Source organism: Mesorhizobium sp. WSM4832 (genome assembly GCF_055811115.1).
On the sequence record NZ_JBVVQH010000015.1, the window covers coordinates 75,398 to 94,627 of the forward strand.

The window sequence follows — 19,230 nt, forward strand, 5'->3', positions numbered from 1 at the left end:
CGTTCTCCAACGTCCAATGACTGCTCCTTTCAGGAACCGCACCGGCGACAGATTGTTCCGGCAAGTCACTGCTACGCGATCTGCTCGAAGGTGCATTGGCGCGGCGCCTTGTCGGGGCGCCAGCGCAGCAGCCTGGTACCATGCCGGAAGCGGTTGCCGGTGACATGGTCGAAGCGGACCTCAACGACCAGTTCCGGCCGGACCGGTTCCCATTCTCCGCTGCGGTCCGTGCTCCAGCGGCTCGGCCCGCCCGGCGCCTTGCCGGTGAAGCCCCGCCCGCCACGCAGCTTTTCGAGCTTTTGCGTCAGCACTGCACGCTCGTCATTGGCGATGGTCGATGTGAAGCCGACATGATCGAGCAGACCACTGTCATTGTAGAGGCCAAGCAGCAGCGACCCGACTTGCCTCGTGCCGTTCAGATGGCGGAAGCCGCCGACCACGCAGTCGGCCGTGCGCAGGCGTTTTACCTTCACCATCGCGCGTTCGCCCGGCCTGTAGGGATCGTTGAGCCGCTTGGCGACGACACCGTCCACGGAACCGCTGCCGGCGTCCTTCAGCCATCTGTCGGCTGTCGCAAGGCTGGTGGTTGCAGGCGAGAGGCGCAAGGCCTTGGACTGGCCCTTGGCGACGAAATCTGCAGCTGCATCGCGCCGATCCTGCAAGGGCAGCTCGATCAGCGACTGTCCGCCCGGGGCGGCGAGCATATCGAAGAGCACCAGTTGCGCGGGTGTTTCCCGACTGAGCTTGCGGATACGACTCTCCGCCGGATGAAGCCGCATCTGCAGCGCGTCGAAAGAGGCATGCCCCTCGATCACGATTTCACCGTCGACCACGAATTCGGTCGCTGTGAGCGCGCTAAGAGCCGCGATCAATTCAGGAAAATAGCGGCCAAGCGGTTTGCCGGATTTTGCCCTGAGGTCGACGGTCTTGGCATCTTTGAAGGCTAGGCAGCGGAAGCCATCCCATTTCGGTTCGTACTGCCAGGGGCCATTGTCCCACGGCAATGCCTCCGCCGTACGCGCCTCCATCGGCTGCGTGCTCAAGGGCAAGGGAAACTCGACGCCGGAAGCCGCTACCATCGCTCTGCCGTATCGAGATGAGGCAGGTCGGTGCCGCAGCGAACCCAGCTGAGATGCTGCGATGATCCGTAGTTGTATTGCGGCTCAAGTTCTGCCGGATTATCGAAGGTTCCGACATGCAGTGCGATCTCGTTGACGACGGCGTCGCAGGCTAGAGTAAGCGGAGAGCCGTATTCCCCGCAGAAGCCGCGTTTGGCGAGAGGTGATGACCGCCGAAAGTAAGGTTCCTTGCCCGGCCAAGACACGCCGGCAGAAGGCAGCACCGCGAATGCGCTGTCAGTCGCACGCCTGCACATGTCGCAATGGCAGTAGTGCACGCGTGGATCGCCCATTACCCGATAACGGATTTTGCCGCATAGGCATCCGCCCGTTCGTTCGACGGCAGCGGCCCGGATGGCAATCTCTGCGGTATTCATCCGATTTGAACGCTCGGCGCGAGATGTGGTTTCCGACGGAACAGGCCTCAAGGCAACGCGTTTGTCCAAACGTTCAGAGGATCAGATCTTGAATCTCAGGCGCCGCTCGGGCTCGTCGAAATATGCGCTTCCCCACTTGGCCTCGCCGCGGCCGGGTCGAATCTGCCGGGGATTGTGATGGCGGCTCAAGGCTTGAGCTACGGGCCGCTTGGCAAGCACTGCGCGCATCTTTGCGTAGACATGCAACGACTATTCGCCGAACCCTCTGAATGGGCGACGCCCTGGATCACCAGGGTGCTACCGAGAATAGTGAGTCTGGTCGAAAGAAAGGCCGACCGAACGATCTTTACCCGCTTTATCCCGGCTGCAAGGGCAGGGCAGGGCGCCGGTACCTGGAAGCGCTATTACGAGCGCTGGGCCTCGATGACGATGGAGGCCATCGGTCCGGAGATGGTCGAATTGCTTCCGCCGCTGCCTGCATTCTGTCCGCCGGCGAAGGTGATCGACAAACATGTCTATTCGCCTTGGCCTGAGGGTAGGTTGCAGACCGAACTTGCCAATCGCGGGATCGATACGTTGGTGATCACCGGCGGTGAAACGGATGTCTGCGTGCTCGCCACCGTTCTGGGGGCGATGGACATCGGCTACCGCGTCATCTTGGTTACGGATGCACTTTGCAGTTCTTCTGACGCCACCCATGACGCGTTGATGACCGTATACCATCAGCGCTTTGCCCAGCAGGTCGAGACGGTCGAAATGGAGGTCGTGCTCTCGGCTTGGGATTGACGAAGGCTGTTATGAAGCCTCGAGGTCGATCAGTGCAATGCAAAGCTCGGAACGCTTCCTGCGGCGCAAGTGGCCGGGCGATTCCAGCACGGTAACTTCCAGCGTCGGCCGCACAAAGCCCTCCAACAGTGACCGCCTCGCGTGGATCCGTCACCGAGGTCCGGCATGACGTGAATGTGAACGCTCGGCTTGTCCTCCTCGTCGACGGCAATGTCCCCAATCAGCTCAGCACCTCGCATTGCTCCAGGAATCTTGCGGTAGGATTTCGACTGAAAGTCGAACCAGCCGACCGTCGCCTTCTCAAAGGCGCCGATGGCCATCAGCGAGGCGTCGGCGATTCCCTCCTGACCCGCGAAAGCGGTAAGGGACGCGAAGGCTTCCTCGCCCGGATCGAGCACGATCACGAAGGTTCTTTGTCCTGAGGTTTCTGCGACAAGTTTCGACTTCATGATGCCCTGCCAAGGGAGGGAAGGACTGGTGCAAAACTCATAGCCGCATGTTCCGTACGTCCGTCGAAGCTTCGTGGCGCTACGGCTCAAAGCAGGAAGCCTCACACTTTGGTAAAGCGTTGCGGTTCTGCGCGTCCACTCGGAATATTGGCACGCTGAAAAGGGGGAATCCGCTCGGCGCTCTCGTGCCGACGGCGAGGCCGCCGACAACAACGAAGTCAAGCGCCGCTGTCGGGTCATGCCGGTAGCCTGCGGCTGGCCGAGAGCGGCCAGATCTCCAACATGGCGAGCCTTGTGCCGGTCAACGCCGAGACCTGCAGGTGATCCTGGTCTCGGAAGTTGGCCACGCGGTCAATCCTGCCGGCGTGAAGGGGCTTGGGGACCTGGGCAATGTCGGCACGGCCGCCGCCGTTGCAAGCGCGGTCTATCACGCGACCGACAAGCGTATCCGCGACCTGTCGATCAGGATCGAGCAGTTGATCACTTGAGCATGAGACGACGGTTGACCGCGCGCCATGCTACTCTTTCAGACCCGCGACGCGCTCGAGCAGCGGTCGCTGCAGGGCGGGAACCGCACCGATGGTCCGCATGACGAGGTTGCGGAACATCTGGACGAAGACGTTGGTAGACTGCGCCGTCGACAGGATGCGTTCGCTAAGCTCGATCCAGCGATGCCCTACCGGCCGGCGTTCATTGGTATATCCGGCCAGTGTGCCATCGCCGAAACGCCGGGCGAAGGATGCGGCATCCTCGATGCCGAGATTCATGCCGCGGGCGCCAAGAGGCGAGTGAACATGCGCGGCATCGCCGCCGAGGAAGACGCGGGCGATCTGGTAAGATAACGCCTGCTTTGCCGGAATGTGGAAACGATCGGTGCGCAGCACCTGCGATACGCGATAATTGCCCGGGACATGCGCCAGCGCATCGGGCGTATTGGAGACCGCGCGAAAACGGCTGTCGCCGATCGGTATGATGAAGCCGACATCGCCGCTGCGCTTGAGGAAAGCCTGCGCCGCTCCCGGCTCGTAAGGCCAGGACGCGATCTCCGCATCCGTGATGCTCCATTTCCGCCTATTCGATGCCCGCGTACTTGCGGACCGAGCTATCGGCGCCGTCGGCGCCGAAGGCGATGTCGAAGCTATGCTTTTCCTCGCCACCGCCTCGCTTGATCCGGGCGCCCACCTTGTCGGTTTGCTGGGTGAGGCCAACCAGTTGCGTGCGCCATTCGACCGTGATGCCGAATGTCGCCAGCGTGTCTGCCATGATCCTTTCTGTATCGCGCTGCGGCAGCGATAAGAGGAAATTGTAGCGGTGCGGCAGCAGCGAGAAGTCGATTGTGACGAGCTCGCGCGTCTCCGCGTGGAAATGCGCATGGCGGACCTTGAGCCCGTCGGCAAGAAGTTTCCCGCTCACCCCGGAGGCTTCGAGAACATCCAGGCTATGCGCGCTGATGCCGACGGCCTGCTGAGCGGCGTGGGGCCGTCCTTCTTGTCTATGATACGGGGGTGGGCGCCGCGCCGCGCAAGCTCCAAGGCGGCTGTCAGTCCCGTCGGGCCTGCGCCAACGATGAGGATGGAAGCTGTTTCTCGAGGCATGATCGTCGCCTTTCGAATTGGAACTGTTTTTTCCTACGCTGGTTTGAATGTCTAAGCGCGAGCTTACCCGATGTCCGATCGCAAGGCGAATTCTACGATAGAGAGACGTTCATGTTTCACATCGGCATGTGGATGCTGGTTGTCGCCGGCATTCTCCTGATCCTGATTTTGATCTGGATGTATGTCCTCGCCCGACGCCGAAGCGCACGAGGGCGCAACGGAAATCGAGCAAGGAATGGACCGCATGGCGGCCGGACGAGCTAGCGGCTTCAGGCGTTTCGTAAGGCCTGCGGCCTCAGAGCGCTCATCCTGAAGGTAAAGCGTAGGCAATAACTTCGTCGCCGACCTTGGTTTCCATGAAGTGATGGCCGCCGGGCGCGATGACGATGTATTGCCTGCCATCGACCTCATAAGTCATGGGAGTTGTCTGGCCGCCGGCCGGAAGATCGGCCTTCCACACCGTCTTGCCCGACTTGACGTCGATCGCCCGTAGCTTATTGTCGGTGCTCGCTGCGATGAAGATCAGGCCGCCGGCCGTAACCAGCGGGCCGCCATTGTTGGGCGTTCCGATGGTGAGCGGCAGCATCGAGGGAATGCCGAACGGGCCGTTGTTGTTTGCGCTGCCGAGCGGCTCGTCCCACAGCGTCCTGCCGGTCTTGAGATCGATGGCGCGGATATGGCCATAGGGCGGCTTCGAGCAGAGTAGGCCCGTCGAAAGGCGCCAGCCGGCATTGACCGCGATAGCGTATGGCGATCCGGCCTGCGGGTCGCCGATGTCCTTCACCTTCTTCGGGCTGCCGCCCTTGTCGATCGGCCTGAAGCCCATCTCGTCCGCCTTCTTGCGCGGAATAAGCTGGTCGTAGTTCGGCATGTCGTTGTAGTTGGCGATCAGCACGCCGCTGTCGGTGTCGACGGCGACGCTGCCCCAGTCCGAACCGCCATTGTAGCCGGGATATTCGATGAAGGGACGATCGACTGTCGGCGGCGTGTACTCACCCTGATAGAAGGCGCGATGGAACTGGATACGGCAGTAGAGCTGATCCAGCGGGCTCATGCCCCACATATCCTTTTCGGTGAGCGCCGGCTGGTCGAGATGCGCGTAGCCGGAATAGGGCTGTGTCTTGGACAGCTTGTCAGGCTCGACGCCGCCCGAGGGAACCTTGCGCTCCTCGACCGGGAAGAGCGGCTTGCCGGTCTTGCGATCGAGGACGTAGATCTGGCCCTGCTTGCTTGGCACGATGATGGCCGCGATCTTGCCGGTCGCGGTCGGGAAATCGACCAGCGCCGGCTGCGAACCAAGGTCATAGTCCCAAAGATCGTGATGCACAGTCTGAAAGTGCCAGACGGGCTTGCCGGTCGTGACATCGATGGCGACGATCGACGAGTTGAACTGGTTCTCGAAATCCTTGCGGTCGACGCCGTAATAGTCGACGGCGGCGTTGCCGAGCGGCAGGTAGACATAGCCGAGCTGCGGATCGGCTGCGGCGACCGTCCACATATTCGGCGTGCCGCGCGTGTAGGTATCGCCCTGAGGCGGCGCGCCGCTGCGATCGGGGTGCCCCATGTCCCAAGCCCAGGCGAGCTTGCCGGTGGTGGCGTCATAGCCGCGAACGACGCCCGAAGGCGCGTCCTCGGCCTGGCCGTCCTTGACCTGCGCGCCGACGACCGCGATGCCGCGCACGATGGTCGGCGGCGCGGTGACGGAATACCAGCCGGGCACCGTCTCGCCGATGCCCTGGTTGAGGTCGACGCTGCCTTGCTGGCCGAAATCCGAGCAGGGTTTCCCGGTCTTGGCGTCGATGGCGATCAGCCGGGCGTCCAGCGTTCCGAAGATGATCCTGGTGGCGCAGGCCTGATCGGCCTTCGCGCCTGGAACGGAAAAATAGGCCACGCCGCGGCAGCTCGCGCCGTAGGGTATGGCGTTGTCGGGCACCTTCGGATCGTAACGCCATTCTTGCTTGCCGTTGCGCGCATCGGCGGAAATGACGATGTCCTTGGCAGAGCAGGCATAAACATGGCCGCCGATTTCCAGCGGGGTGTTTTCGGGCGAGTAGAGGTCCTTGGTCGCCTCGTTCGGCATATCGCCGGTGTGGAAGGACCAGGCGCGAGTGAGCTTGGAGACATTGGCCGTCGTGATCTGGTTGAGTGGCGAATAGCGTGTGCCAAGTTCAGACCCGCCATAGACGGGCCAGTTATTGCCGGCCTGGTGGATTGCTGTGCCTTGCGATGCCAGCGCGCCGACCGATGCAGGTGGGGTGGACGTCGCCGGCGGTTGAGCAGGTTGCGACTGAGCCAAGGCGTTGATGTGGAAAAGGCTGAACGCCGCCGCGGCAATAACCGGCAGCAGCAAGCCCGTCGCATAGGCAGCGTTCCTGCTGCCTCGCCCTGTCACGCCGCGGAAAGCGGCGATAGCCAGTAGAACGAAGATAAGGATGATCGTGGGGGCCAAGACACGCGGCAGCAGGGCCCAGCCGTCGAAACCGACTTCCCAATAAGCCCAGGCGATCGTCGCGAGCCATGTCAGCAGGTAGAGCCAGACGCCGGCGAGGTTTCCAGCCAACATCAGGATACCTGCCACCAACAGCGCGATGCCGGTGGGGAAGTAGTACCATGATCCGCCAAGCGCGATCAGCCAGGCGCCGCCGCCGCCGATCAGGAGGCCGAGGATGACCAGTAGGGTGCCGACGAGAACGCTCCACCAGAAAGCGACGCCATGGTGGCGCACAGGACGATGAGCGGGGTCGGCAGCGATGTTGCTCATGGCATTTTTCCAACGTGAAACAGATCGTGATATCTGGCGAACGCATGTGACCGGCTGTGGTTGCGGACTAAAATTGATGACCTGTCTCCGTGCCGGTCACCATTCTGTGATCCGAAAGCGGCTTCGGAACCTTCGTGGCGAAAGCACCGTTTGGTGTCGTCAACTCTGAGTTTGCATTCAGCAGAATCGGCGAGGGGATGCCGCAGATCTTCTCGAAAAACGCCAATGGCGCCGCGCGCTTTGTCATCTGGGGAAGTTGTGCAGTTCTGCTGATCGCCGCCGCGATCGGGGTCATCCTTCCCCGTTCGGATCTGGTAACGGGAGTAGGTGAGCCAGTGGCGCAGCCGGTGCCGTTCAGCCACAAGCATCATGTCGGCCAGCTCGGCATCGATTGCCGCTATTGCCATAACGGCGTGGAAACCTCGTCTTCGGCCGGTCTCCCGGCAACCGAAGTCTGCATGACCTGTCATTCGCAGCTTTTCACCAATGCCGACATGCTGGCGCCGGTACGTGCGAGCTTGGCGTCGGGCACGCCTATCAGATGGCAGCGTGTCAACGGCCTGCCCGACTTCGTTTTTTTCAACCACGCAATCCATGTCAACAAGGGCGTCGCCTGCGAGACATGTCATGGCGAGGTCGACGAGATGCCGCTGACGAGGCGCGCGCATACGCTGAGCATGGAATGGTGCCTCGGCTGCCATCGCAACCCGGAGCGCAATCTGCGCCCGCCGCAGGACGTGTTCCTGATGCACTGGCAGCCGCCTGAGAACATCGCCGATATCAGGCGGCGGTTGATCGGCATGCTCGACATCCACCCCGAGACGATGACGGATTGCTATGTCTGCCATCGCTGAGAAAGGGTCAGGCTCCGGCATCGACATCGCGGCCCTGCGTAGGCGGCTGGCAAACGGTCGCGACATGTGGCGGAGCCTCGACGAGATCGCCGGCACGGTGGAATTCCGCCGCTTCGTCGAGGCCGAGTTCCCGGCGATTGCCGAGCATCTGCCGGCAAAGCCGAACCGGCGGACGCTGCTCAAGCTGATGGGCGCTTCGTTGTCGCTTGCCGGGCTCGCGGCCTGCAGCAGGGCGGAAAGTATTGTGCCCTATGTGCGCCAACCGGAAGTCCTCGTCCCCGGCAAGCCCGTCTACTACGCCACCACGCTGTCGAGCGACGGCTTCGGCGTCGGCGTGATGGTCGAAAGCCATGAAGGACGGCCGACAAAGGTCGAGGGCAATCCCGACCACCCCGCATCGCGCGGCGCGACCGATGCGGTGATGCAGGCGGCGGTATTGACGCTGTTCGATCCCGATCGCTCGCGCACGCCGCTCAAGGACGGCGAACCGGCGTCGTATGGCGACTTCCTGAAGGACATGGCGGCGCTTGTCTCGCGGTGGACGGCATCGCAAGGGCAGGGCGGCGCTCTGCTCCTCGATGCCTCGACATCGCCGACCCTTGCCGCGCAGGTCGACGTACTGCGGGCGCGCTATCCGAAGCTCAACGTCTATCGCCACGATCCGCTGGCGAGGCCGACTGCGGGGCAGGCGTCACGTGCCCTGTTCGGTTCCACGCTGACGCCGGTCTACCACTTCGATCGCGCCGAAGTGATCTTCAGCCTCGACGCCGATTTTCTCGGCGAGGGGCCTGGGCGGCTCGCCTATGCGCGCGACTTTGCCGCGCGGCGGCGTGTGCGCAGTCCCGCAGACTGGATGAGCCGGCTCTATGTCGTGGAGACGTCGCCGACCATCACCGGGGCAACTGCCGATCATCGTTTGGCGGTGAAGCCACGCGACATCGAAGCCGTGGCCGCTGCGCTGCGCGCGAAGCTTGGCGCTCAGGCTGAGGCCCCCAGGTCGCCGGTCGATCCGACGTGGATGACCGCGCTATCCAAGGATCTGGTGGCGGCCGGCCGCAACGCGCTGGTGATCCCGGGAGCGCATCAGAGCGCCTTCGTGTATGCGATCGCACTTGCCGCCAATGCGAAGCTTGGCGCGCTTGGCAATACGGTGGAACTGATCGAGCCACCGGACACAATGCAAGTCGATGGCGATCTCACGACGCTGTGTGAGGCAATCAGCGATGGCGTGATCGATACGGCCGTGGTGGTGGGCGCAAATCCGATGCACACCGCCCCGGCAGGCCTTAATGCGCATAAGGTATTCTCTAGCCTGCAATTGCTTGTGCATCACGGCCTCTATCGCGACGAGACTGCTTTCTTGTCGCACTGGCATGTACCGGCAGCGCATGAGCTCGAGAGCTGGAGCGATATCCGCGCCTATGACGGCACGGCGTCACTGGTCCAGCCGCTGATCAAGCCGCTCTACGACGGCAAGACCTTGCATCAGTTGCTCGCCGTGCTTGGCGGTCAATTCGAAATCGATGCGCTTTCACTTATCCGGCAGCACTGGTCGGAACTCAATGACGAAGCATGGAGGAAGGCTCTCCGCGACGGCGCCATAGCGAACAGCGCCGCCAAGCCCGCATCGATGACGGTGCCGCCGGATTTGAGTGGATTGAAGCCCGCCGTGCAGGCAGGTGGCCGGATCGATATTCGCTTCGTCGCCGATCCCTGGCTACGCGACGGGCGCTTTGCCAATGCCTCGTGGCTGCAGGAACTGCCGCGACCGCTGACCAAGATCGTCTGGGGCAACGCCGCGCTCATCTCACCGGCAATGGCGGAGCGGCTGAAGATTGAGAACGGCAACGTCATCAACGTTGCGGCGAACGGGGTCAGCCTCGACGCTCCTGCCTGGATATTGCCCGGTCACCCCGACGAAACAGTGACGCTTTCATTCGGCTTCGGGCGCAAGGTTGGTTCCGTAGCCGCGCTGTCCGAAGGCTACGACGCTTTCCGCTTACGCGGCGGCACGGAATGGTTTGCGACCGGCGCTGCCGTTACGCCTAGCACGAACGATATGCGAGTGATCACCACGCAGCATCACCAGGCGATCGAAGGCCGCGCCATCGTTCGCCAAGCTTCGCTCGATACGTTTCGGCAGGATCCGCATTTCGTTCGCAAGGATGCGCCGCCGTCGCCAACGGAATCGCTCTATCCCGATTGGCCGTACAACCAGGAAGCCTGGGCCATGGCGATCGACCTCTCGGCCTGCATCGGTTGCATGGCCTGCGTTTCGGCCTGTCAGGCGGAAAACAACATTGCAACCGTCGGCCCGGACGAATGCGAGCGCGGCCAGGAAATGCATTGGCTTCGGGTCGATCGCTATTATGCCGGCCCACTCGATGCGCCCGACACCTTCTTCCAGCCGGTGCCCTGCATGCATTGCGAGAAGGCGCCGTGCGAGGTGGTCTGCCCGGTCAACGCAACGGTACACACGCATGATGGGTTGAATGCACAGGTCTACAATCGCTGCATCGGCACCCGCTATTGCTCGCAGAATTGCCCCTACAAGGTGCGGCGCTTCAACTTTCTCGACCATCAATCCTTCGACAAGGACGAAGCCGGCCCGGAGCAGGGCGTGCACAATCCCAATGTCAGCGTGCGCTCGCGCGGCGTCATGGAGAAGTGCACCTATTGCGTCCAGCGTATCAGCGCCAAGCGCATCCAGGCCCAGATCGAGAATCGCGACATCGCCGACGGCGAGGTTGTCACCGCCTGCCAGCAGGCCTGCCCGACGCGGGCGATCACCTTTGGCGACCTCAACAGGAAGGATGCCAACGTCGTTCGCGAAAAGACCGCGCCGCAGAACTACCCATTGCTCGAGGAGCTGAACACGCGGCCGCGCACGACTTATCTCGGCAGAATTTCCAACCCGAACGGCGAGTTGTCCAAGCCGGGTGAGGCGATCGATGACTGAAGCGAGCGCGAGCAGCCCAGCCGTCTTGCGTGGCCGCCACGATTTTCCCGAGATCAGCGGACGCATCGGCTCGATCGTGCTCAGCGGGCGCCTGCCGCGCCATTTCTGGACGGCATTCTTCCTCTGCTTCCTGCTCGTGCTGCTGCTCCTCTATTCCATCACCTACCTGATTTCGGTCGGCGTCGGCGGCCTCGGTATCAACATGCCTGTCGTTTGGGGCACGATGATCTCCAATTTCGTCTGGTGGATCGGCATCGGCCACGCCGGCACGCTGATCTCGGCGGTGCTGTTGCTGCTGCGCCAGCCATGGCGCGCTTCGATCAACCGTTTCGCCGAAGCGATGACGCTGTTTGCCGTCGCCATGGCCGGCTTGTTCCCGATCCTGCATCTCGGCCGGCCGTGGTTCTTCTACTGGCTGCTGCCGCTTCCCAATGTGCACATGCACTGGCCGCAATGGCGCAGCCCACTGGTCTGGGACTTCGCGGCGATCAGCACCTACGCCACCGTTTCGCTGCTGTTCTGGTACATGGGACTTTTGCCCGATCTTGCCGTCTTGCGCGACCGCGCCAGATCGAGACCGGCGCAGCTCTTCTATGGCATACTGGCGCTCGGCTGGCGCGGCTCGGCCTTCCATTGGGCGCGCTACCAGGTCGTCTATTTCCTGCTTGCGGCCCTGGCCACGCCGCTCGTGGTTTCGGTACATTCGATTGTTTCGCTCGATTTTACCTTCGCGATCACGCCCGGCTACCACTCGACGATCTTCCCGCCCTATTTCGTTGCCGGCGCGCTGCTCTCCGGCTTCGCCATGGTGCTCACCATCGCCATTCCGTTGCGCTGGGCCTTCTCAGTCGAGGACCTGATCACCGTCAGGCACATGGACAATGCCGCCAAGCTGATGATCGCCGCCGGCATGGTCGTCGCCTATGGCTATGTCTCGGAAGCGTTCTTCGCCTGGTATTCCGGGGAGCCCTACGAACGCGCCATGATGGTGCAACGCGCCATAGGCCCCTATGCGCCGCTGTTCTGGACGATGCTCGGCTTGAATTGCGGCCTGCTGCAGTTGCTGTGGTTCCGACGCATCCGCCGCAACATGCCGCTTTTGTTTGCAATCGCCATTGCCGTCAACATTGGCATGTGGATCGAGCGTTACATCATCGTCGTCACCGGGCCGAGCCGCGACTACCTCCCGTCGGCCTGGGGCGAGCAGTCGCTGACCTGGCTCGATTTCGGCATCCTGTTCGGCTCGATCGGCACGTTCTTTGCGCTGGTCTTCCTGTTCATCCGCATCCTGCCCGCAATCACCATCTTCGAGGTCGAGGAACTGGCCGAGGAGGAGGGCAAGCTCCGATGAGCCTCTACGGCCTGATGGCGGCATTTGCCGATCCGGAAGCGCTGATAGACGCTGCGCGCGGCATGCGCGAACGCGGCTACCGGCGCATGGATGCCTTCTCGCCATTTCCGTTGGAAGAGCTGGACGGAATATTGGAGATCCCGAAGACGCGACTGCCCTGGGCTGTGCTCGTCGGCGGCATCACCTGCGCTGCTCTCGTCTATGCACTGATCCTGTATTCGGTCGAAGTCGACTATCCCATCAATGTCGGCGGACGGCCGCTGCATTCCTGGCCGCCTTTCGTCGTCATCGCCTTCGAGGCCGGCATCCTCGGCGCCGCCTTCGCCGGCTTTCTGGGTGTGCTCGTGGCCAACGGGCTGCCCCGCTACTACCATCCGGTTTTCAATGCCGAGAGCTTCACCTATGCGCGTGGCGGCAGGTTCTACCTTCTCATCGAAGCGACGGATCCCAAGTACCGCAAGGGCGTCACCAAGGGCCAACTGACGCGGCTCGGTGCCGAGATCGTCGAGGAGATCGAGGCGTGAGCGCCCTGCGCCTCACACTGGTTTTTGGGGCCTTGCTGCTGGCGGGCTGCCGGCAGGACATGGAGGACCAACCACGCTACGATCCGCTCGAGGCCAGCAATCAGTTCGCCGACGGGACGTCGGCGCGAACGCCCGTGACCGGCACAGTTGCGCGCGACGCCGATCTTTCGCCGACGCTGGACAGGATTCCCTCTCCGGTCACGATCGAGTTGCTGCAGCGGGGACAGCAACGTTTCGACATCTTCTGCTCACCCTGCCATGGTCGCACCGGCGATGGCCATGGCATGATCGTCCAGCGCGGTTTTCCGGCGCCGCCGAGCTACCATCAGGACGCGCTGCGCAAGGCCTCCGACCGGCATTTCTACGACGTCATCACCAACGGTTACGGCGCCATGTACTCTTACGCGGCACGGGTGCCGCCGCGGGACCGCTGGGCGATCGTGGCCTATATCCGCGCGCTGCAATATTCGCGCGACGCGCCTGTAGCCGAGCTTCCGCAAACCTTGAGTGCGCGGCTCGAGGAAATGCCATGAGCCGCATCGAGCAAGCTTTCCTGATTGCCGGCATTGCGGGACTGGCATGTTGTGCGGCCGGCGTGTCGCTCGACGCCAGGGCGATGCTGGGCGCCTGGCTCGCCGCGGCGAGTTTCGCGCTTAGCCTGCCGCTCGGCGCCCTGACAATATTGATGGTGCATGGGCTGACTGGCGGGCGTTGGGGCGGCGCGATCCGTCAGCCTTTGCGGATCCTGGCGGCGACACTACCGCTTGCGCTGATCTTGCTCTTGCCCGTGCTGATAAGGCTCGATCTCATCTTCTCGTGGGCCGGCGCAGATTCTGCGATGCTGGCCGAGAAGGTTCGAGAGAAGCTTGTCTATCTAAACGTGCCCTTCTTCCTGCTGCGTTTCGCCGTCTGCGCCGCAATCTGGCTCGCTCTCGCTTGGATGGTGCTCAGCTCGACTGAAGAGCACCTCGCAAAGAGTGGCGATGGCAGGAAATATGCCCTCGGTCTCATCCTCCATGCTTTTGCGATAAGCGTCTTTTCAATCGACTGGATGCTGTCACTTGAGCCGGAATTCACCTCGACCGTCTATGCGCTTTGCGAAGCGTCGGCCGAAGTGGTCGGGGCATTCGCCACGGCGGTCATCGTGCTGGCGGCAAGACGTGCGGTCGAAATCCTGCCGGGCGGCGAAGAAGGCGTCGCTCTAAGCGAGGACCTCGCCAACATGTTGCTGGGTTTCGTGCTGACCTGGATCTATCTCGTCTTTATGCAATGGCTGGTGGTCTGGGGTGGCGATCTGCCCGAAGAGGTTCATTGGTACGTCATCCGCAGCGGAAGCGGATGGCAGTATCTGCTCTACCTGCTGATCGCGTTGCAGGTGGCTGCCTTCGCGGGCCTGCTCAACCGAGACCTGAAACGCAGCCATGCCGGCCTGATCTGGCTCGCTGGAATTACCTTGGCCGGGCATTTCGTTGATGTGTTCTGGCGAACACGCCCGGCGCTCTTCGCCGGCGGCCCGCTGGCGTTGTGGCATGACGCCGCTGCCTGGATTGGATCGGGCGGGCTGTGGCTGGCACTCTTCCTTTTCCTCCTTCGTCGGCCGGATCGGATCACCTGGCGGAAGCGCGAGGTGGCGCATGGCTAAGGCGCATCGCCATCCCGAGACGCGCGACGTCTGGCCACGCACACTGCTTGCGTTCGGCGGCGGGCTGCTGCTCCTTATCGCTCTCGCCGCTATCGGCATCAAGCTTGCCTTCGACACCACGCCGACCTGGCTGCCGCTAACTGCGAACACCAGTCCGGAAAACCCCGATTTGCAGACCGCGCCAAAGCAGGATCTGATCAGCTTCCGCGACGAGGAAGATCGTCAGTTGAAAATGCTTGGCTGGGTCGACCGCAACGCCGGCATTGCCCGCATTCCTATCGACGACGCCATGTGGGCGGTGGTCAGCAACGGTTTGCCGGACTGGTCGCAGCAAGGAGCCGGAGCCGCAAGCACCGAAAATTGCGCCTTGGTCACGGCTGCGGTTCCCCGGGCACCTCAGGCCCAGGATTGCCAGCAGCAGAGCAGGGCAGGGCGATGAGGAGCTTGTTGGCTGCGCTTTGTCTGTTCGTTGCCGGTACGGCGCTTGCCGCCGAACGACCGATCTTCGACCCGAAGCCCGGCGCGCAGCTAACTCTCGATCGCGAATTGGTCGATGCAAGCGGCCGGAAGCTGACGCTCGGGGAAACGCTCGGCGGGCGTCCTGCGCTGGTCATCTTCGGCTACGACAGATGCCCGAACCTTTGCGGCGTCACACAGCAGGCGGTCGCCTCTGACCTTAAGAAGACGTCGCTTCTTCCTGCCGATTACCGCGCACTATTCATCTCGATCGACGCTGATGAGACGTCCGCCGATGCCGCCGAGGCGCAAGCCGAAATCGCCTCCGCCGCCGGCCCGACGGGATTGTCCGCCTGGCGCTTCCTGACCGGCAGCGACGGCTCCGGCGCGGTGCTGGCCAACGAGGCCGGTATCACCTTCGACCGGCGCAAGGGCATAGATCAGTTCGTCCATCCGATCGCGGTCATTGCACTCACTCCGGCTGGTCGGATTTCGCAAGTGCTGCCGGCGCTGACCTTCACGCCGCGCGACCTCCAGCTTGCGCTGGTCGAAGCATCGGCCAATAAGCTCGGGGCGATCGCCGATCACGTCTTCCTGTTCTGCGCAGGCTTCGACAGTTCCAAAGGTCAGTACACCCCAGCCATCTGGGCGGCGTTGAAAGTGGCAAGCCTGGCATTGGTACTCGGCCTAGGCGTGACGGTGCTTTGGCAAACGCGCGGGAGGGGAAGATGAGCTTCGGCATTCCCTTCTTTCCGCAGGAAGCCTCATCGGAAGCCAGCCAGGTCGATGCGTTGTTTTACACGCTGCTCGCTTTCTCGGCCGTTCTCGGACTGGCGCTCACAGGTCTCGTTGTCGGGTATGCGGTGAAATACCGCGTCGGCTCGCCGGCGGATCGCACCGGCCAGCGTTCCCGCAACATGTGGCTCGAGATGAGCTGGACCATCGCCAGCCTGATCATCGCCTTCATCTTCTTCGGCTGGGGCGCGACACTTTTCGTTCGCCGCGACCATCCGCCGGCGGATGCGCTGGAGATCACGGGGCTGGGCAAACAGTGGATGTGGGAGTTCAGACAACCCGGCGGCCAGCGCGAGATCAACGAATTGCATGTTCCGGTCGGCAAACCGGTTGTGGTGTCGCTTGCCGCGCAGGACGTCATCCACTCCTTCTTTGTGCCGGCTTTCCGAATAAAGCAGGACGCCGTTCCTGGACGCACCGCTCACATTTGGTTCATCGCTACCGAGGCCGGACGCTATCACTTGTTCTGCGCCCAATATTGCGGCACGCAGCATTCCGAAATGGGCGGCTGGGTGACCGTGATGGCCCCTGAGCAGTATGCCGCGTGGCTGAACAGCCAGGGGGAGGGCGAGACGCTTGCCGCAAGCGGGGAAAAGCTGTTTCGCGCGCTGGGCTGCTCCGGATGCCACGGCGCAAGCAGCAAGGTTCGGGCACCGGCCCTCGAAGGCATCTTCGGCCGGCCGGTGGCGCTCGAGAACCAGCAGACGGTGATCGCCGACGAGCGTTATCTGCGCGACTCGATCCTCATTCCGAAGAAAGAAATCGCCGCAGGCTACGAGCCGGTCATGCCGAGCTTCGACGGCCTGATCGACGAAGGCGAGCTGCAGATGCTGCTTGCCTATCTGAAATCGCTTTCGCCGCAACCAAGCGCGGGAACAAAGCCATGACCAGTTCGGCAATGACGGGGACTTATCTGAGCGAGGGAGCCGGGCCCCGCGCGTGGCTGCTCACCACCGACCATAAGCGTGTCGCCTGGCTCTACCTGGTCTCGTTAACGGCATTCTTCTTTCTCGGCGGCGCAATGGCGGTGCTGATGCGGATCGAGCTGGCGACACCGGCCGGCGATCTCGTCTCCGACGATGTCTATAACCGGCTGTTTTCGCTGCACGGCATCATCATGGTCTGGTTCTTCCTGGTTCCGTCGATCCCGGCAACGTTAGGCAATTTCCTGTTGCCGTTGATGATCGGCGCGCGCGATCTTGCATTTCCGCGGCTCAATCTTGCCAGCTGGTATGTCTTCATCTTCGGCAGCCTGTTCGCGCTGTTTTCGGTGGTCGCCGGCGGCGTCGATACCGGCTGGACCTTCTACACGCCGCTGTCGACGCTCTATGCCAACGGCTTCGTCTCGACCGCAGCGTTCGGCGTCTTCATCGTCGGCTTCTCGACGATCATGGCCGGCATAAATTTCATCGTTACGGTACACACGCTGCGGGCGCCGGGGCTTACCTGGTTTCGCCTGCCGATCTTCGTGTGGACGCTCTACGCCACCAGTCTGGTGATGGTGCTGGCAACCCCGGTGCTCGCCGCCTCGCTGATCCTGATCGTGCTGGAACGTGTCTTCGGCATCGGCATCTTCAATCCCGATCTCGGCGGTGATCCGCTGCTCTTCCAGCATCTCTTCTGGTTCTACTCGCACCCCGCCGTCTACATCATGATCCTGCCGGGCATGGGCGTGGTGTCGGAGGTGCTGCCCTGCTTCAGCCGCCGGCCACTGTTCGGCTACAAGGCGGTGGCGATCTCGTCGATGGCGATCGCCGTCTTCGGCTTCCTGGTCTGGGGCCATCATATGTTCGTCAGCGGGCAATCGGCCTATGCCGGCGTGGTGTTCTCGTTCCTGTCGTTCTGCGTTGCGATCCCGTCAGCGATCAAGGTCTTCAACTGGAGCCTGACGTTGCGCAAGGGCGAGATCAGCTTCGAGACACCGATGCTCTACGGATTGTTTTTCCTGGGGCTGTTCACTTTCGGCGGATTGGCCGGGCTCTTCCTTGCGGCGCTGGCGGTCGATGTCCATGTCCATGATACGTATTTCGTCATCGCGCATTTTCACTACATCATGGTCGGCGGGATGGTGACGGCCTATATGGCTGGCCTGCATTTCTGGTGGCCGAAGCTCACCGGCCGCATGTATTCCGAAACCGCGGGGCGCATCGCGGCTACCGTCACCTTCGTCGGCTTCAACCTCACCTTCTTTCCGCAATATGTGCTGGGTTTCGACGGCATGCCGCGGCGCTATCATACCTACCCGCCGGAGTTCCAGTTCTGGAACGTGTTGTCCTCGGCTGGCGCAGTGGTACTGGCGATCGGCTATCTGATGCCGTTGTTCTATCTCGGCTGGTCGCTGTTTCGCGGCGCTCGCGCGACCGACAGTCCGTGGAACGCCACCGGGCTCGAATGGCAGACGAGCTCGCCGCCGCCGCCGCATAACTTCAAGAGCATGCCGATCGTGACGCGGCCGGCCTATGCCTACGACATGAAAGGGCTGGAGCACGAGCGCTTCAGCCCGCATCTGGAGGCCGGCAGATGAGCAGGACCGAAAGCGTCGCCTTCGACAGCCCGCGGCGCGAAAGGCGAGCCGACACTTTCGCGATGTGGGTGTTCATCGGTTCGGAAGCGATGCTGTTCGGCGCGATCTTTCTGGTCTTCCTCGTCGCGCACCTCGATTTCGGCCCCGCTTTCGCCGCAGCCTCGAAACATCTTTCGCTGCCGCTCGGCGCCTTCAACACCGCTGTTTTGATCACCAGCAGCTTCACCATGGCGGTGGCGCATATGTTTGCGCTTCATAGACGTTGGCGCGCGACGGTTTGGGCGCTGCTCGCGACCTCGGCGCTGGGCGTGTGCTTTCTGGTGGTGAAATCTATGGAATACGGCAAGGAAATCGCCGAAGGAATGGCGCCGCTCCTCGGCCTGCCTTTCCGCTATGAAGGACCGGATCCCGTGCATGCCGAGTTCTTCTTCAGCCTCTATTTCACGATGACCTCACTGCATGCCCTGCATCTGATCGGCGGCATCGCCGTCATTGGTGGCATGATTGCGCTCTGGCGCACCGCCAGCCCCGCCAATCGATTGCACCGGGTCGAGGCCGTCGGCCTTTATTGGCATTTCGTCGACGTCGTATGGATGTTCATGTTCCCCGTTCTGTATCTGATCAACCGATGAGCGAACTTCGCAAACTCACCTTCGGCTATGTCGGGCTCCTTGCGCTGCTGGCGTTGACGGTTGGGTCATCCTTCCTCGATCTCGGCGGCTTTAACGTCGCCATCAACCTGGCGATCGCCGCCGGCAAGGCGATCCTTATCGCGATGCTGTTCATGCATCTGACCGGCACATTGCCGCGGCTCGCCGTTGCGGCTGCCGGACTTTGGCTCGTCATCTTGTTCGGGCTGACGCTCATCGGCTCATAAGAGCCAGCCGACGGTAGGCCGGCGGATGCTAAGGAGACGCGCGGACGCAATGGGTCAAGCCGGGGCTAATTGGCCGCATGAAGCACATGCGCGCGAAGAGGATCTGCGGCACGCGTCGCTGCAGGACTTTCGCATAGACGTTACACATGGGACCAATGGGCC

At 62.4% G+C, this 19,230-nt stretch carries 18 protein-coding genes and 2 pseudogenes; 14 read left to right on the forward strand and 6 right to left on the reverse strand.

Annotated elements, in window-relative coordinates:
• Positions 1-71 precede the first annotated feature (71 nt).
• Both AC0L2L_RS21125 and AC0L2L_RS21130 read right to left on the reverse strand, forming a co-directional pair.
• Positions 72-1,079: an ATP-dependent DNA ligase gene (locus AC0L2L_RS21125; RefSeq protein WP_473580848.1), complete on the reverse strand. Its 1,008-nt coding sequence runs from the start codon at positions 1,077-1,079 to the stop codon at positions 72-74.
• Positions 1,073-1,495 (reverse strand): GFA family protein, encoded by a 423-nt coding sequence (locus AC0L2L_RS21130; protein WP_473580850.1) that lies wholly within the window; start codon positions 1,493-1,495, stop codon positions 1,073-1,075. Before AC0L2L_RS21130 ends, AC0L2L_RS21125 begins: the two co-directional genes overlap by 7 nt.
• Before the next feature lie 177 nt (positions 1,496-1,672).
• On the opposite strand from AC0L2L_RS21130, the gene AC0L2L_RS21135 reads away from it, so the two are divergent.
• Positions 1,673-2,281, forward strand: a complete 609-nt coding sequence (locus tag AC0L2L_RS21135; protein ID WP_473580852.1) for a cysteine hydrolase family protein — start codon at positions 1,673-1,675, stop codon at positions 2,279-2,281.
• 9 nt (positions 2,282-2,290) lie between these two features.
• Here AC0L2L_RS21135 and AC0L2L_RS21140 read toward each other — a convergent pair.
• A pseudogene (locus AC0L2L_RS21140) lies at positions 2,291-2,730 on the reverse strand (PPC domain-containing DNA-binding protein).
• A gap of 320 nt (positions 2,731-3,050) precedes the next feature.
• Between AC0L2L_RS21140 and AC0L2L_RS21145 the strand changes: the two are divergent.
• Entirely contained in the window at positions 3,051-3,218 is a 168-nt protein-coding gene (locus tag AC0L2L_RS21145; RefSeq protein WP_348631184.1) for a hypothetical protein, read from the forward strand.
• Between the two features lie 30 nt (positions 3,219-3,248).
• On the opposite strand, the gene AC0L2L_RS21150 is transcribed toward AC0L2L_RS21145, so the two are convergent.
• The 3 genes and pseudogenes from AC0L2L_RS21150 to AC0L2L_RS21160 all read right to left on the reverse strand — a co-directional run bounded on the left by AC0L2L_RS21150 (position 3,249) and on the right by AC0L2L_RS21160 (position 7,086).
• Positions 3,249-3,887, reverse strand: coding sequence for an FAD-dependent oxidoreductase (locus AC0L2L_RS21150; RefSeq protein WP_473580854.1), 639 nt, complete (start codon positions 3,885-3,887; stop codon positions 3,249-3,251).
• Positions 3,802-4,325: pseudogene (locus AC0L2L_RS21155) on the reverse strand (FAD-dependent oxidoreductase). The gene AC0L2L_RS21150 and the pseudogene AC0L2L_RS21155 overlap by 86 nt, the downstream one beginning before the upstream one ends.
• Before the next feature lie 304 nt (positions 4,326-4,629).
• A complete protein-coding gene (locus AC0L2L_RS21160; RefSeq protein ID WP_473580855.1) occupies positions 4,630-7,086 on the reverse strand; it encodes a membrane-bound PQQ-dependent dehydrogenase, glucose/quinate/shikimate family in 2,457 nt (818 codons plus the stop codon).
• A gap of 197 nt (positions 7,087-7,283) precedes the next feature.
• On the opposite strand from AC0L2L_RS21160, the gene AC0L2L_RS21165 reads away from it, so the two are divergent.
• From AC0L2L_RS21165 to AC0L2L_RS21220, 12 genes are read left to right on the forward strand one after another with little or no spacing between them, the layout of a single operon-like run.
• Positions 7,284-7,940 carry a cytochrome c3 family protein gene (locus AC0L2L_RS21165; RefSeq protein ID WP_473580857.1) on the forward strand — a complete coding sequence of 219 codons (657 nt, stop codon included), beginning with the start codon at positions 7,284-7,286 and terminating at the stop codon, positions 7,938-7,940.
• Positions 7,924-10,899 (forward strand): TAT-variant-translocated molybdopterin oxidoreductase, encoded by a 2,976-nt coding sequence (locus AC0L2L_RS21170; RefSeq protein ID WP_473580858.1) that lies wholly within the window; start codon positions 7,924-7,926, stop codon positions 10,897-10,899. The genes AC0L2L_RS21165 and AC0L2L_RS21170 overlap by 17 nt, the downstream gene beginning before the upstream one ends.
• The gene (gene nrfD, locus AC0L2L_RS21175) at positions 10,892-12,250 is read left to right on the forward strand and encodes an NrfD/PsrC family molybdoenzyme membrane anchor subunit (RefSeq protein ID WP_473580859.1); all 1,359 of its coding nucleotides are present in this window, start codon (positions 10,892-10,894) and stop codon (positions 12,248-12,250) included. The genes AC0L2L_RS21170 and nrfD overlap by 8 nt, the downstream gene beginning before the upstream one ends.
• On the forward strand, positions 12,247-12,774 hold the full coding sequence (locus AC0L2L_RS21180) for a DUF3341 domain-containing protein (RefSeq protein ID WP_473580861.1): 528 nt from the start codon (positions 12,247-12,249) through the stop codon (positions 12,772-12,774). Before nrfD ends, AC0L2L_RS21180 begins: the two co-directional genes overlap by 4 nt.
• Positions 12,771-13,307: a c-type cytochrome gene (locus AC0L2L_RS21185; RefSeq protein ID WP_473580863.1), complete on the forward strand. Its 537-nt coding sequence runs from the start codon at positions 12,771-12,773 to the stop codon at positions 13,305-13,307. Before AC0L2L_RS21180 ends, AC0L2L_RS21185 begins: the two co-directional genes overlap by 4 nt.
• Positions 13,304-14,416 carry a hypothetical protein gene (locus AC0L2L_RS21190; protein ID WP_473580864.1) on the forward strand — a complete coding sequence of 371 codons (1,113 nt, stop codon included), beginning with the start codon at positions 13,304-13,306 and terminating at the stop codon, positions 14,414-14,416. Before AC0L2L_RS21185 ends, AC0L2L_RS21190 begins: the two co-directional genes overlap by 4 nt.
• Positions 14,409-14,855, forward strand: a complete 447-nt coding sequence (locus tag AC0L2L_RS21195; protein ID WP_473580866.1) for a hypothetical protein — start codon at positions 14,409-14,411, stop codon at positions 14,853-14,855. Before AC0L2L_RS21190 ends, AC0L2L_RS21195 begins: the two co-directional genes overlap by 8 nt.
• 8 nt (positions 14,856-14,863) lie before the next feature.
• Positions 14,864-15,604 carry an SCO family protein gene (locus AC0L2L_RS21200; protein ID WP_473580868.1) on the forward strand — a complete coding sequence of 247 codons (741 nt, stop codon included), beginning with the start codon at positions 14,864-14,866 and terminating at the stop codon, positions 15,602-15,604.
• Positions 15,601-16,554: a cytochrome c oxidase subunit II gene (coxB, locus tag AC0L2L_RS21205; protein WP_473580870.1), complete on the forward strand. Its 954-nt coding sequence runs from the start codon at positions 15,601-15,603 to the stop codon at positions 16,552-16,554. Before AC0L2L_RS21200 ends, coxB begins: the two co-directional genes overlap by 4 nt.
• The gene (gene ctaD, locus AC0L2L_RS21210) at positions 16,551-18,191 is read left to right on the forward strand and encodes a cytochrome c oxidase subunit I (RefSeq protein ID WP_473580872.1); all 1,641 of its coding nucleotides are present in this window, start codon (positions 16,551-16,553) and stop codon (positions 18,189-18,191) included. The genes coxB and ctaD overlap by 4 nt, the downstream gene beginning before the upstream one ends.
• Complete coding sequence (locus AC0L2L_RS21215; RefSeq protein ID WP_473580874.1) at positions 18,188-18,823, forward strand: cytochrome c oxidase subunit 3; 636 nt, start codon at positions 18,188-18,190, stop codon at positions 18,821-18,823. Before ctaD ends, AC0L2L_RS21215 begins: the two co-directional genes overlap by 4 nt.
• Positions 18,820-19,068, forward strand: a complete 249-nt coding sequence (locus tag AC0L2L_RS21220) for a cytochrome C oxidase subunit IV family protein (protein WP_473580876.1) — start codon at positions 18,820-18,822, stop codon at positions 19,066-19,068. Before AC0L2L_RS21215 ends, AC0L2L_RS21220 begins: the two co-directional genes overlap by 4 nt.
• The last annotated feature ends 162 nt before the right edge of the window (positions 19,069-19,230 follow it).